The following is a 14,264-nucleotide window of genomic DNA, read 5'->3' on the forward strand; positions in this document are numbered from 1 at the left end:
CTACCCCCGTGGCACGGGTCAAACGCCGAAATCCCCGATGCCGACGGCGAAGGCATGACGTCCGGAGCGGCCGGAGGGGCCGGAGAGGACTGCCGAACAGGTACGAAAGGTACTATCGGCCGAGTTCGCGAGCGAGGTGGCCGGATGGACTTTCGTGTGCTGGGACCGGTCGGTGTGGTCGCCGACGACGGGACGTCGTTGGACATCGGGCCCTACCAGCAGCGGGCGGTGTTGACGCTGTGCGTGCTCGCCGCTCCCCGCCCGGTCGGGCCGAGCCGGCTGATCGACGCGCTCTGGGAGGACCAGCCGCCGCCCGGCGCGGTCAACACCGTCCAGGCCTACGTCTCCAAGCTCCGCCGCGTCTTCGAGCCCGGCAGGCAGCGGCATATGCCTCCCACGATCCTGGTCAGCAGGCCCGGCGGTTACGCCCTCGACATCCCCGGCGACGCGCTCGACCTGGCCAGGGCCCGGGAGCACGCGGCCGAGGGAAGGCGCATGGGCGCCGCGGGCGACCACGAGGCCGCGGGCAGGCGGTTGCGGCTGGCGCTGGGGGAGTGGCGCGGGGAGCCGCTCGCCGACTTCGCCGGCGCGCCCTGGGCGTCGGAGGAGATCGCCCACCTGACCGAGCTCCGGCTGACCCTGGAGGAGGACGTGGCCGAGGCCGACCTCGCACTCGGCCTGGGGTCCGCGCTGACCGGCGGGCTGGCCCAGTCGATCGCCGCCCACCCGTTCAGAGAGCGGCTGCGCGTGCTCGGCGCGCACGCGCTCTACCAGGCCGGACGGCAGGCCGACGCGCTGGCCGTACTCGCCGAGGGACGCCGGCTCCTGGTGGAGGACCTGGGGCTGGACCCCGATCCCCGATCGCGGGAGATGGAGCGCCGCATTCTCGCCCAGGATCCCGCGCTCACGCCCCGGGTCCGGGCGGCGGCGGGGCGGAGCTCGGAACTGGTCGGCAGGCAAGCCGAGGCCCGAGCGCTGGACGAGGCGGTCGCCGCGCAGGACCACCGGGTGGTGCTGCTGGCCGGGGAGCCGGGGATCGGCAAGACCAGCCTGGCCGAGTGGGCGGCCGAGACCGCGCCGTCCCGGGGGCGCCGGGTGGTGTGGGGCCGTTGCTGGGACGGCACCGGCGCGCCGCCCTTCTGGCCGTGGACGCAGGCCGCGCAGGAACTGGCCGGTGAGGACGGCGAGCCGGCCCGGCTCACCGCCACCGGCCAGTTCCAGCTCTACGAGGCGTTCGCCCGGCTGCTGAACGAACACGGCCGGATCCTGGTCGTCCTCGACGACCTCCAGTGGGCGGACGCGTCGTCGCTGCGGCTGCTGGAATTCCTCACCTCCACCCGGCTCTGCCCGGGGCTGACCGTGGTGGCGACCTACCGCGACACCGACGTACGGCCCGGCGGGGCGCTGGAGCAGATCCTCGGCACGCTGGTACGGCTGCCGCACGTGCGCCGGCTCCTGCTGCGGGGTCTCGGGGAGGAGGGGATCCGCGAATATCTCGGCCGGGCCGGCGCCGATCCGGACCGGGCGGCGGAGATGGGCAGACTGACCGCGGGCAACCCGTTCTTCCTGGGAGAGGTCCTGCAGCTGGGGGAGACCCCGCAGGCCCTGTCCGACGTCGTGCGCGGCCGGATGGCCGGCCTGCCGCCGGACACCGAGGAGGTGCTGACCGCCGCGGCCCTGCTCGGCCGGGACGCGTCCACCGACATCCTGCTCCGGGTGGTGGAGCTGCCCGAGGAGCGGGTGTTCGACATCCTCGACGCCGCGGTCCGGGCCCGGCTGCTGGCCGAGGGTGACGGCCTGACCTGCCGTTTCGTCCACGACATCGTCCGTGACGTGCTGCGCGAGGCGCTGCCGCCGCTGCGGCGCCGGCGGCTGCACGCGCGGATCGCCGAGGTGGTGGAGGAGCGGAGCGGGACCCGCCTCACCGAGATCGCCCACCACTACCGCGAGGGCCTGGTGACCGCCCGGATGGCGGGCAAGGCCATCGGCTACACCCGGCGCGCGGCGGCCCAGGCGATGGCGCAGTTCGCCCACGAGGACGCGGTGGAGAACCTCGAACAGGCGATCGCGATGATCGACCGGCTCCCCAGGTCCGACGACGCGCTCCGCTGCGACCTCCTGCTCGATCTGGCCGAGGCACAGGCGGCGGCGGGCATGAGCATCGCGGCCCACACCTCGCTGGAGGCGGCCGCGGAGATCGCCGAGGGGCTTGGTGACGACAACCGGCTGGCCAGGGCGGTTCTGGGTTTCTCCGACCCGATCCACCTGGCCATGTACGAGGAGATGACCGGCATCGACCGGCTCGCCGAGCGCGTCGGCCGGGTCCTCGCCTCCGACCTGGCGGAGGAATCGCCGTGGCGGGCCCGGCTGCTGGCCGCCGCCGCGATGACCGGCTCCACGGTCCGGCCCATCGAGCGCAGCCTGGACATCGCCCAGGAGGCGGTGGGGCTGGCACGCCGTACCGGTGACGACCGGGCACTGGCCAACGCGCTGATCGTCCTGGAGATCCTCCTGCGGCACGGCCACGACCACGGGCGCAGGCGGGCGGCCATCGACGAGATCATGGAGATCGGCCGCCGTACCGGCGACCTGGCCGTCGAGTGGATCGGCCGCGAGGCCGACTACGTCGAGCTGACCGCCCAGGGCCGGGCCGGCCGGGCCGCCGAGCTGCTGTCCTGGCTCGGGGAGACCGCGCAGCGGCTCCGGTCCCCCTCGATGGTGAGCCTGGCGGCCTGGCAGAGGGCGATCCACGCCTATCTGGGCGGGCGCTTCGACGACGCCCTCACCGCGGCGAAGGAGTCCGGCGCGGCTCACCCGGAGGGGGCTCTGGGCAGGGGGGACGCCCACCTCAGGCAGGGGGTGTTCCGCTTCCTGGCCCACCGGGCGCGGGGCGAGGCCGGCGCCGCGCTGGCGGTGGCCGACGAGATGCTGGCCCGGCGCCCCGGTCAGCGACCCTGGCAGATCCTGCGTTGCCTGGCCCTGACCGACCTGGACGGCGCCGATGAGGCGCGTGCGGTCTTCGCCGAGCTCGCCCGTGACGGCTTCGCTCCGGTGGGCCCCGATCTGGGCTACCGGTTCGTGCCGGACGCCGTCAGCGAGCTCTGCGGGGCGCTCGGCGACGTGGCCGCCGGGCGGCTCCTGTACGGCAGGCTGGCTCCGAACGCGGGCCGGCTGCTGGGCTGGTCGGTCACCGATCTGTGCCTGGGGCGGCTCGCCCTGCTGGAAGGCGATCGTGAACGGGCCGAGGCCCACCTGCGAGCCGCCGGGGATTTCGTCCGCGGCGCCGGGGTGAGCGTGTACGAGCCCGCGCTCCGGGCCCTGCGGGCGGGGCTCCCCGGCTAGACGTGTCTCGCCGATCTTCGCCTCGCCTCGGCCGGGCGGCCGCGGTCAGGTCTCCCGCTCGCCCCGGCCGGGCGGTCGCGGTCGGGTCTCTCGCCCGGACCCGTCGTGGTGCGGGAGGGGCTCGATGCGTCCACGGCTCTCCATGGGGCGTGCCGGGGAATCCTTGGCCCTTCCAAAGGGGAAAGGGGACGAAGGTCACCGTGTTGAGGGTGGGAAAGCACGCATGGCTGAGGCAGCATTGGGCATGTCTTCTCACCGCTGAAGGGCGGTGTAATGATCGAGATCTGGCCGGGTGACCCCTACCCCCTTGGGGCCACCTATGACGGCGCGGGGACCAACTTCGCGCTCTTTACCGAGGCCGCGGAGCGGGTCGAACTGTGCCTGTTCGACGACGACAACCGGGAGACCAGGGTCCCGTTCACCGAGTGCGAGGGATACGTCTGGCACGGTTACCTGCCGGGCATCGGTCCCGGGCAACGGTACGGCTATCGCGTGCACGGTCCGTACGACCCGGCTCGGGGGCAGCGGTGCAACCCCGCCAAGCTCCTGCTCGACCCTTACGCGAAAGCGGTGGAAGGGGACGTCAAGTGGGATGAGGCGGCCTACGGCTACCGTTTCGGGCAGCCGGACAGTCGTAACGACACCGACTCCGCCCCGTTCGTCCCCCGTTCCATCGTGATCAACCCGTTCTTCGGGTGGGGGCACGACCGGCCGCCCGCCACGCCGTACCACGACACGGTGATCTACGAGGCGCACGTCAAGGGCCTGACCGTCAACCACCCGAAGATCCCCGAGCGGATCCGTGGCACCTACGCGGCCATCGGCCATCCGGAGATCGTCGACCATCTGTCGGCGCTCGGGGTGACGGCGATCGAGCTGATGCCGGTCCACCAGTTCGTCACCGACCACGTTCTCACCGAGCGGGGGCTGGCGAACTACTGGGGTTACAACAGCATCGGGTTCTTCGCTCCGCACAACTCCTACTCCAGCACCGGCCAGCGCGGCGGCCAGGTCCTGGAGTTCAAGGCCATGGTCAAGGCGCTGCACGAGGCGAACATCGAGGTCATCCTCGACGTGGTCTACAACCACACCGCCGAGGGCAACCACCTGGGCCCGACGCTGAGCATGCGGGGAATCGACAACGCCAACTACTACCGGCTCGTCGAAAACGACAGACGCTATTACATGGACACCACGGGCACCGGCAACAGCCTGTTCATGCGCTCCCCGCACGTGCTCCAGATGATCATGGATTCGCTCCGCTACTGGGTCATCGAGATGCACGTGGACGGGTTCCGGTTCGACCTGGCGGCGACTCTCGCGCGCGAGCTGCACGAGGTGGACCGGCTGAGCGCCTTCTTCGACCTGGTCCAGCAGGACCCGGTGCTGTCGCAGGTCAAGCTGATCGCCGAGCCGTGGGACGTCGGCCCGGGCGGCTACCAGGTGGGCAATTTCCCCGCCCGGTGGACCGAGTGGAACGGCATGTACCGCGACACGATCCGTGACCTGTGGCGAGGCGAGCCCGCCTCCCTGCCCGAGTTCGCCTCGCGGCTGACCGGCTCCAGCGACCTGTACCAGGACGACAGCCGCCGCCCCGCCGCCTCGATCAACTTCGTCACCTGCCACGACGGGTTCACCCTGCAGGACCTCGTCTCCTACGACGGCAAGCACAACGAAGCCAACGGCGAGCACAACCGGGACGGAACCGACGACAACCGGTCCTGGAACTGCGGGGCCGAGGGGCCCGCCACGCTCGCGATCGAGTCGTTGCGCGAGCAGCAGAAGCGCAACTTCCTGACCACGCTGTTCCTGTCCCAGGGCGTGCCGATGATCTCCCACGGCGACGAGCTGGGGCGCACGCAGCAGGGCAACAACAACGTCTACTGCCAGGACAACGAGCTGAGCTGGGTGGACTGGTCCGACATCCGGGAAAACTGGCTGCTGCTGGAGTTCACCCGGCGGCTGGCCAAGCTCCGCGCCGAGCATCCGGTCTTCCGGCGGCGCCGCTTCTTCTACGGCCGGCCGGTGCGCGGCTCGGGGGACAACCTCAGCGACATCGCCTGGTTCACCCCGCAGGGGGAGCAGATGACCGACGCCGACTGGAACGTCGGCTACGCCAAGTCGCTGGCGGTCTTCCTGAACGGCGATGCCATCACCGAGCCGGACCGCCGGGGGCGGCAGATCACCGACGACTCGTTCCTGCTGCTGTTCAACGCCCACCACGATGTCATCGAATTCACGATTCCCAAGGACTACGGCGAGATGTGGCTGACGGAGATCGACACGGCGATGCCGATCACAGTGGACTCCCGGATCTGCCGGGCGGGTGAGGACGTGCCGGTGACCGGCAGATCGGTGAGGGTGCTGCGGCGTGTCTGAGCGATCCACCGCGCCGGCCGGTGCTCCGGCCACCGCGCCTGAACCCGTGGCGGCCACCGCGCCGGCCACCGCGCCGGCTACTGTGCCGATCTCGACCTACCGGTTCCAGCTGACCCCCGACTTCGGGTTCGCCGAGGTGGCCGAGCTCGCCCCCTACCTGCGGGACCTGGGGATCAGCCACGTCTACCTGTCGCCGATCCTGCAGGCGGTGCCGCAGTCGCAGCACGGCTACGACGTGACCGACCACTCCCGTGTCCGCGCCGAGTTCGGCGGGATCGAGGGCCTGCGGGCGCTGTCGGCGACGCTGGCCGAGCACGGGCTGGGGATCGTCGTCGACATCGTGCCCAACCACATGACGATTCCGGTGCCCGAGTCGGGCAACGCGCCGCTGTGGTCGGTGCTCAAGGACGGGCAGGCGTCGCCGTACGCGTCGTGGTTCGACATCGACTGGACCGGCGGCAAGGTGAGCATGCCGGTGCTCGGCGACGACACCGCGCCGGTGGCCGACGGCGACGTGCTGCGCTACCACGACCACGAGTTCCCCTTCCCCGACACCCACTACCGGCTGGTCGACTGGCGCTCCGGACCCGGCTACCGGCGCTTCTTCGACGTGTCCTCGCTGATCGGGCTGCGCGTGGAGGATCCGGAGGTCTTCGACGCCACCCACCGGGTGATCCTGGGACTGGTCGAGGAGGGGGTCGTACACGGCCTGCGGGTCGACCACCCCGACGGGCTGGCCGAGCCGCGCGGTTACCTGTCCCGGCTCCGCGCGGCCTCGGGCGTGTGGACCGTGGCCGAGAAGATCCTGGTCGGCTCCGAGCGGCTGCCCGCCGACTGGGACTGCGACGGCACCACCGGCTACGACGTGCTCAACCGGATCACCCGGCTCTTCGTGGACCCCGCCGGCGCCAAGCCGCTGGTGGAGCTGTTCGTCGCACAGACCGGCATGCCGCACGACTACGCCACGGTGGTCCGGGAGTCCAAGCGGGAGGTCCTCGACCTGTTCTTCACCGCCGAGATCGACCGGCTGCACGCCGTCGTCGGCTCCGACCGCGAGACACTGGTGGAGCTGCTCGCCGCGATGCCGGTCTACCGGGCCTACGCGGTGCCGGGAGAGCCGGTGCCCGAGGCGTCGGCCGCGATCGTCGAAGCGGCCGGGCGGGTCGCCGCGGCCCGGCTGCCCGAAGGCGCCCCGGTCGCGGAGGTCGTCGACCGGGTGCTGCGCGGCCCCGCCGAGGCGGTCACCCGCTTCCAGCAGACCTGCGGGCCGGTGATGGCCAAGGGAGTGGAGGACACCGCGCTGTACCGGTGGTATCCGCTGGCGTGCCTGAACGAGGTGGGCGGCGAGCCGGACCACTTCGGCGGGGCCGTCGGCGAATTCCACGCGTTCGCGTGGGAGATGTCGCCGGCCACGATGACGACGCTGTCCACCCACGACACCAAGCGCTCGGAGGACGTGCGCGCCCGGCTGGCCGTGCTGTCGGAGCTGCCCGAGGAGTGGGCGGCGGCGGTCGGGGAGTGGGCCTCGAAGGTCTCCTTCGACCCGGCGCTCGACTATCTGGCCTGGCAGAACCTGATGGCCGCCTGGCCGATCGGCCCGGAGAGGTTCTTCGACTACCTGTTCAAGGCGGCCCGCGAGGCCAAGACCTCGATCTCCTGGGCCGCTCCCGACCCCGCCTACGAGGCGGGCGTCCGGGACTTCGTCACCCGGGCGATCGACGAGTGCGGTGCCTCGATCGCGGAGTTCGCCGCCAGGATCGAGCCGTACGCCCGGTCCAACTCGCTGGGGCAGAAGCTCCTGCAGCTCATGCTGCCCGGTGTGCCCGACCTCTACTGGGGCAACGAGATCACCGACTTCTCCCTGGTGGACCCGGACAACCGTCGTCCGGTGGACTTCCCGCTGCGCCGCCGGATGCTCGCCGGGCAGGGCGCCTCCCCATGGGACGAGGCCAAACTGCTGGTCACCGCCCAGGCGCTCAACCTGCGACGGCGGCTCGATCCGGCCGCGCCGTACGTGCCGGTGGAGGCGGGCGAGAACGTCATCGCCTTCGCGCGGGGAGAGCGGGCGGTGGCGGTGGCCACCCGGCTGCCGGTCGGGCTGGCACGGCGCGGAGGCTGGGCAAGCGAGACGATCACACTGCCGCCCGGTGTGTGGCGTGACCTGCTGACCGGCGCCGAGCACACCGGCCGGATCCCGCTGGCCCACCTGTTGTCGGCCTATCCCGTCGCGCTTTTGGAAAGGGAGTAGTCCATGTTCGAGGTCTGGGCGCCGCAGGCGACGGCGGTCGACGTGGAGATCGACGAGGTCCGCTACCCGATGTCCGCCGGTGCGGGCGGCTGGTGGTTCGCGGAGGTGCCGGGGGCCGGGCACGGCGCCGACTACCGGTTCCGGCTGGACGGCGGGGAGCCGCTACCGGATCCCCGGACCCGCTGGCAGCCCGAGGGGATCTTCGGGCCGAGCCGGGTCTACGACCACGACCGGTTCGTGTGGAGCGACGACCTGTGGCGCGGGCGTGACCTGCCCGGATCGGTGATCTACGAGCTGCACGTCGGCACCTTCACCCCGGAGGGGACCTTCGGCGCGGCGATCGGGAAGCTCGAACACCTCGCCGCGCTCGGCGTCGACTTCGTCGAGGTCATGCCGGTGCCACCGGTGCCGGGAGGGCGAAACTGGGGCTACGACGGGGTGGACCTGTGGGCCGTCACCGACAACTACGGCGGCCCCGACGGGTTCAAACGCTTCGTGAACGCCTGCCACCGGCAGGGCATCGGCGTGATCCTCGACGTCGTCTACAACCATCTCGGCCCGTCCGGGAACTTCCTGGCTCCCTTCGGCCCCTATTTCCACTCCAGCGCCTCCTCCTTCTGGGGGCAGGCGGTCAACCTGGACGGCCCCGGCTCCGACGAGGTGCGCCGCTATTTCATCGGCAACGCGCTGCAGTGGCTGCGCGACTACCACGTCGACGGCCTGCGGCTGGACGCGGTGCACGCGCTGCACGACAAGCGGGCCGTCCACCTGCTGGAGGAGATGGCCGCCGAGGTGGACGCGCTGTCGGCCGCGGTGGGCAGGCCGCTGACGCTCATCGCCGAGTCCGACCTCAACGACCCCCGGCTGATGACCCCGCGCGAGGCCGGCGGGTACGGCCTGGCCGCGGCCTGGAACGACGACGTCCACCACGCCCTGCACGTGGCGGTGACCGGGGAACGGCACGGCTACTACGACGACTTCGCCGGAGCGCTGCCCAAGGTGCTGTCCTGCGCCTACTTCCACGACGGCGCCTACTCGTCCTTCCGGGGACGCTCCCACGGCCGTCCGGCCCGCCACGTGCCCGGTTACCGGTTCGTCTGCTCCGCGCAGAACCACGACCAGATCGGCAACCGCGCCGAGGGCGACCGGATGCCCCCGGAGGCGCTGCGGCTGGCCGCCGGGTTGCTGCTGACCTCGCCGTTCACCCCCATGCTGTTCATGGGTGAGGAGTGGGGAGCGCGCACGCCGTTCCTGTTCTTCACCGATCATGTCGAGCCGCAGCTCCGCGAGGGCGAGGCGGACCGGCGACGGCGGGAGTTCGTCGGCTTCGGCTACGACGACTGGGCCGAGAAGGCGCCGGATCCCGGGGAGGAGATGACGTTCCTGCGCTCCAAGCTCGACTGGAGCGAGCTCGACGACGACGCCCACCGGGCCCATCTCGACTGGTACCGGGCCCTGATCGCGCTGCGCCGCGCGCATCCGGAGCTGTCGGATCCGCGGCTCGACCGGGTCCGCGTCGAGCACGGCGAGACCTGGCTGGTCGTCCACCGGGGAGCGCTCCGCGTCGCCGCCAACCTCAGCCCGATCCCGCTGAAGGTACGGCTCGCACCCGGCCACATCCTGCTGGCCTCGCATCCCGGCGTCCACTTCGGCCACGACCCGTCCGGCCTGGGAGAGGGGGCGGACGGGTCCGTCTCCGGTCGGGGAGGGGGCCCCACCGGCCCGGGGAAGGGCGCCGCGTCCGGCCTCGCAGCGGGAGACGACTCGACCGCGGCCGACTTCGGGGAGGGGCTGATCCTGCCCGCTCACTCCCTGGCGGTGATCCGGCTCCAGGAGAAGACGCCCTGAGCCTGCTTCGGACGCCCTCTGCGGGGCCGGCCGGGTCGCCGGCGATCCCGCAGAGGCCTTCGCGGGAGCGTCGCGCGGGTGACGAACGGACCCGTCACACCGGGACGTGGTTGCGCAGGCGGAGCTCCTGCGGGTAGGGCGAGAAGTAGGTCTGGTCCCGGAGATACTCCGCGGCCTCTCCCCGCGCGTGGTGGCGCAGCAGGGTGGCCGGCACGCTGAGCGCCACCTGGCCGGCCTGGTAGGCGGCGATGACCTCCGCCAGGTCGGCCCGCCGGATCGGGTCCAGCGAGTCGCTCAACATGCCCATGCAGTGCTGGAGCACGTTGACGTGGCGGCCGATGCCGGCCTTCCTGGCGAAGGCCGTGCCGAACACACGGCCGTAGTCGGCGGCCAGCTCCCCACGGGAGCGCAGGCCGGCCTGGGCCACCACCCTGCCCGCCTCGCGGTAGACGGCGGGGTCGTGGGCCAGCATCTGCATCTTGTGCCGGGAGTGGAAGGCGACCAGGTCACGCGCGCGCCAGTCGCTCTCCAGCAACGCGCGGAGCCGGGCGTGCGCGAAGATCCGCTCCACGAAGGTCTCGCGGAGCAGCGCATCGTTCAGCCGCCCCTCGTCCTCCACCGGCAGCAGCGGATGGGCGTCGAGGATCCGGGCCGCGAAGACCCCTCTGCCCCTGCGCTCCACGGCCACGTCACCGGCGTGGACCGCGACTCCGTGCACCCCGCAACTGGGGCTTCTGGACTTGAAGACGTAGCCGTCCACGTCGAGGCCGCGGCCCCGTGCGATGGCCAGGGACGTCATCGCGTCGGTGAGGTCCACGCCGGTCTTCCTGGTGACCAGACGCGGCCCGTCCGGGGAGCGTTCGAGGCGGAGGGTCTCGCGTGGGGTGCCGAGGCCGATCTCCATCTCCGGGCAGATGCGCACCCAGTCGACATAGGGGTCCAGCTCCCCGCTGAGGAACCGGTCGCGGCTGTGGCCGCCGTTGAAGCGCACCGGCTCGCCCATCAGGCAGCTCGACACGGCGACCCGGGGCCTTACCCGGCCGTTCATGCCGCTACCGGGGCGAGGATGTCCGACAGGCGGCGCAGGCCGCGTGCCGTACGGGCCTTGACGGTGCCCAGAGGCACGCGCAGCTGCTCGGCGATCTCCCGCTGGGTCAGCTCTCCGTAGTAGGCGAGCTCGATCGCCTGGCGCTGCGGCGCGGGGAGCTCGGCCAGGGCCCGCTGAACCTCGTCGCGCTCGGCCAGGCCCTCTCCGTGGGTGCGCCCGTCCGCGCCGGCCGGGTCGGCCACCACGTCCAGCGGCACCGTCTGCAGCGTGCGCATCCGCAGGTGGTCGACCGCCCGGTTGTGCGTGATGCCGATCAGCCATGCCGGGAGGCTGCGAGCCGGGTCGAAGCGGTGCCGGCATCGCCACACCTCGGCGAAGACGATCTGCTGCAGGTCTTCGACCTCCTGCGGAGGAACGAACCGCCGCAGGTAGGAGCGGATCAGCGAGCCATGCGTACGGAAGCACTCGGCCAGCGCGGCGTCATCGCCTTCGGCGAGCCGGACGTTCAGGTTGTCTGCCATGGCGGCTCCCCTTGTCGAGAAAACCTATTCAAAACTTATTCATACTCGCCCGCCTTCGAGATCGCAACTCTGGGTGAGGGACCGGCGCGCCCTGCTCGAACCGGTGGCGCCTGAATCGACGGCGCTCGAATCGACGGTGCTCGAATCGACGGTGCTTGAACGGCGGCGCTCGAATCGACGGTGCTTGAACGGCGGCGCTCGAATCGACGGTGCCTGAATCGACGGTGCCTGAACGGTGGCGCCTGAACGGTGGCGCCTGAACCAGCGGTGCCTGAACCGGCGGTGCCCGCAAGCGCTCGGCGTCCCGGGGAGATCCCGGCTTCGCCGGAAGGCTCAGCGCAGCGCGACGCCGATCTGGGCGAGGGCGTCACGGAACGACATGACGCGTGAAACGGACGGCGGGAGCTCTCCCCACCAGCCCGGGCCGCCGGCGATGACGCGGCTCGCCGGACGCAGCAGGGGAAGCGAGGCCAGCGGCGTGAGGTCGCCTGTCGTGGGCAGCTGGGACCAGACGAAGACTGCCGCCGGGCCGAGGCGGCGCATCGCGTCGGCCAGCGCCGGGTAGGGGGTCCGCGCGCCGAGCACCCGGGTCTCCACGTGACGGTCGGTGGTCAGCGCGGCGGCCAGGGCGTATATCGGCAGACTGTGCTGCTCGTCCGCGGCGCAGGCCAGCAGCACCGGCCGCTCGTTGACCGGCCGGGCCGGGCGCTCGACGAGCCGGGTCAGCGCGGCCAGCACCCGGTCGGAGAACAGGTGCTCGATCTCGACGCTCGCGCCGGTCTCGGCCTGGCGCCTGCAGATCGTCCCGAAAACCGGGAGCACCAGATTCTCCCAGGTCCATATGACCCCGTGCCTGTCCAGCGCCGCGACGATCCACTCGGACACGGTCCGGCTGTCCAGCATGATCGCCGCTCGCGCCAGCATCGCCGCGGTCGGGATCACCGGTCTCGTCCACGACGGGGCGGCCGAGAACGTCTCCTGGACGGGACGCGCCGCCGGGGGCGCAGGCGTCGTCTGGACGGAGCCCGCGGGCGGGGCGGGCGCCGGCCCGTCCTGGGCGCGCTCCTGCGGTGGGAAGACGATCTGGTCCCCGGGCGGCGCGGCGACGGTCCGCAGGACCTGCCGGGCCGCGTCGGCGGCCGGAACACCCTCCCTGATCAGGCGGTTCATCTCTTCGAGCCGCCGCAGGTCACCGGTGTCGTAGCGGCGGTGCCCGCCCGGGCTGCGGCGGCTCGGCCCGACCCCGTAGCGCAGGTTCCAGGTGCGCAGCGTGGGGGCGGGCACGCCGAGGCGCCGGGCCACGGCGCCTATGCCGTAGCCCGGCTCCTCCTCGGTGGTCGCCTGCTCGTCCATCCTCGCCTCACCCCATGCCCACGATCGCCTTACCAGCCTGCCAGGCAGCGCGGGTGGTCCGTCCCCCGAAGCTTCTTTCGTGCACCGGGCGCCGGTGGATGCAGGCGGTCGGAGCGCGGGACGAGCGGCTACGGAGTCGGTGGAGGCGGGCCGGCGGACGCGGCGAACGGACCCGGGCGGGTGGATGCAACCGGGATCGCGCGGACACCGAAACACCCTGTGATGGACACCGTCATTGTGCTGTTCAACCGCGATCTCCGGGTGCACGACCATCCGGCGCTGGCCGCCGCGTGCGCGGACGCCTGCCGCGTGGTGCCTCTGTTCGTGGTCGACTCCTATGTTCCCACCGGCCGGCGGGCGGGCTTCCTCTCGGAATCCCTCGCCGATCTGCGCCGGTCACTTCGGTGGCGAGGCGGCGACCTCGTGGTCCGCAGGGGTGATCCGGTGGCGGAGACGCTCCGGCTCGCCCGCGAGCTCCCGGCTCAGGCCGTCTATGTCAGCGCCGACGTCAGCGCGCTCGCGCAGCGCAGGCAACGCCTGCTCGCCGGGGAGTGCGAGCGGCACCGGATGGACCTGCGCACCTTCCCCGGCGTGACGATCGTGCCACCGGACGCGCTTCGGCCCTCCGGAGGCGGCGACCACTACCGGGTCTTCACGCCCTACTGGCGGGCCTGGAGCGGACAGCCGCGCCGGGAGGTGGTGAAGGCCCCCGAGAAGGTGCTCCTGCCCGAAGGCCTGGAGGGCGGTCCGCTGCCGGTGACCGAGCACGAGCCGCACGGGCTGTTCATAGGGGGCGAGACGGTGGCGCGCGAGCGCATGAGGCAGTGGCTGAAATACTGTGTGGAGGACTACGCCGACGGTCATGACGACCTGGCCGGCAACCGCACCTCCAAGCTCAGCCCCTACCTGCGCTTCGGCTGCCTGTCTCCGCTGGAGCTGGAGTCGCTGTCGGAGAACGGCGACGACTTCGTCAGGCAGCTGTGCTGGCGTGACTTCTTCCACCAGGTGACGCGGGCCTTCCCCCGCATCAACCGCGACGACTACCGCCCGCGGGGTCAGGAATGGCACGACGACGCGGACGCGGCGCAGGCCTGGAAGGAGGGCCGGACCGGGGTGCCGATCGTGGACGCGGGCATGCGGCAGCTGCTCGCCGAGGGGTGGATGCACAACCGGGCCCGCATGGTGACCGCGTCCTTCCTGGTCAGGCGGCTGCGGGTGGACTGGCGGGTGGGAGCCGAGCACTTCTTCGACCTGTTGCTCGACGCCGACGTCTCCAACAACTACGGCAACTGGCAGTGGGTGGCCGGGACCGGCAACGACACCCGGCCCAACCGGGTCGTCAATCCCATACGGCAGGCCAAGCGCTTCGACCCCGACGGCGAGTACATCCGGCGCTACCTGCCCGAGCTGGACGCCGTGCCGATGAAAATGATCTACGAGCCGTGGCGGCTTCCCACGAGGGTCAGGGGCTATCCCGCGCCGCTGGTCTCGATGGACTGACCGGGCCGGGTGATCCACCCGGACG

General features: G+C 71.8%; 8 protein-coding genes. 5 read left to right on the plus strand and 3 right to left on the minus strand.

Translation table 11 applies throughout. From position 1 onward, the window contains the following. The first annotated feature begins 144 nt into the window (after positions 1–144). The 4 genes from ACQPYK_RS08990 to treZ all read left to right on the plus strand — a co-directional run bounded on the left by ACQPYK_RS08990 (position 145) and on the right by treZ (position 9,817). On the plus strand, positions 145–3,342 hold the full coding sequence (locus ACQPYK_RS08990; RefSeq protein ID WP_433253076.1) for a BTAD domain-containing putative transcriptional regulator: 3,198 nt from the start codon (positions 145–147) through the stop codon (positions 3,340–3,342). A 273-nt stretch (positions 3,343–3,615) separates the two neighbouring features. After that, positions 3,616–5,721, plus strand: coding sequence for a glycogen debranching protein GlgX (gene glgX / locus ACQPYK_RS08995; protein WP_433253078.1), 2,106 nt, complete (start codon positions 3,616–3,618; stop codon positions 5,719–5,721). Beyond that, complete coding sequence (gene treY, locus ACQPYK_RS09000) at positions 5,714–7,969, plus strand: malto-oligosyltrehalose synthase (protein ID WP_433253080.1); 2,256 nt, start codon at positions 5,714–5,716, stop codon at positions 7,967–7,969. Before glgX ends, treY begins: the two co-directional genes overlap by 8 nt. Positions 7,970–7,972: 3 nt before the next feature. After that, the gene (gene treZ, locus ACQPYK_RS09005) at positions 7,973–9,817 is read left to right on the plus strand and encodes a malto-oligosyltrehalose trehalohydrolase (protein ID WP_433253082.1); all 1,845 of its coding nucleotides are present in this window, start codon (positions 7,973–7,975) and stop codon (positions 9,815–9,817) included. Positions 9,818–9,911: 94 nt separating this feature from the next. Here treZ and ACQPYK_RS09010 read toward each other — a convergent pair whose 3' ends face one another. From ACQPYK_RS09010 to ACQPYK_RS09020, 3 genes are all read right to left on the minus strand, one after another. Continuing rightward, positions 9,912–10,865: a YbgA family protein gene (locus tag ACQPYK_RS09010; RefSeq protein ID WP_433253084.1), complete on the minus strand. Its 954-nt coding sequence runs from the start codon at positions 10,863–10,865 to the stop codon at positions 9,912–9,914. Continuing rightward, positions 10,862–11,386: an RNA polymerase sigma factor gene (locus tag ACQPYK_RS09015; RefSeq protein WP_433253086.1), complete on the minus strand. Its 525-nt coding sequence runs from the start codon at positions 11,384–11,386 to the stop codon at positions 10,862–10,864. Before ACQPYK_RS09015 ends, ACQPYK_RS09010 begins: the two co-directional genes overlap by 4 nt. 333 nt (positions 11,387–11,719) lie before the next feature. Then, a complete protein-coding gene (locus tag ACQPYK_RS09020; RefSeq protein ID WP_433253088.1) occupies positions 11,720–12,739 on the minus strand; it encodes a MerR family transcriptional regulator in 1,020 nt (339 codons plus the stop codon). Positions 12,740–12,961: 222 nt separating this feature from the next. On the opposite strand from ACQPYK_RS09020, the gene ACQPYK_RS09025 reads away from it, so the two are divergent. Next, positions 12,962–14,239: a cryptochrome/photolyase family protein gene (locus tag ACQPYK_RS09025; RefSeq protein WP_433253090.1), complete on the plus strand. Its 1,278-nt coding sequence runs from the start codon at positions 12,962–12,964 to the stop codon at positions 14,237–14,239. Positions 14,240–14,264 lie beyond the last annotated feature (25 nt).

This window comes from Streptosporangium sp. CA-135522, assembly GCF_050949235.1.
Classification (GTDB): Bacteria; Actinomycetota; Actinomycetes; order Streptosporangiales; family Streptosporangiaceae; genus Streptosporangium.

Bases quoted from the DNA above. Each gene is read 5' to 3' on its own strand.
- ACQPYK_RS09015 (WP_433253086.1), bottom strand. From the start codon at position 11,386: ATGGCAGACAACCTGAACGTCCGGCTCGCCGAAGGCGATGACGCCGCG.
- ACQPYK_RS09025 (WP_433253090.1), top strand. From the start codon at position 12,962: ATGGACACCGTCATTGTGCTGTTCAACCGCGATCTCCGGGTGCACGAC.
- glgX (WP_433253078.1), top strand. From the start codon at position 3,616: ATGATCGAGATCTGGCCGGGTGACCCCTACCCCCTTGGGGCCACCTAT.
- ACQPYK_RS09010 (WP_433253084.1), bottom strand. From the start codon at position 10,865: ATGAACGGCCGGGTAAGGCCCCGGGTCGCCGTGTCGAGCTGCCTGATG.
- ACQPYK_RS08990 (WP_433253076.1), top strand. From the start codon at position 145: ATGGACTTTCGTGTGCTGGGACCGGTCGGTGTGGTCGCCGACGACGGG.
- ACQPYK_RS09020 (WP_433253088.1), bottom strand. From the start codon at position 12,739: ATGGACGAGCAGGCGACCACCGAGGAGGAGCCGGGCTACGGCATAGGC.
- treZ (WP_433253082.1), top strand. From the start codon at position 7,973: ATGTTCGAGGTCTGGGCGCCGCAGGCGACGGCGGTCGACGTGGAGATC.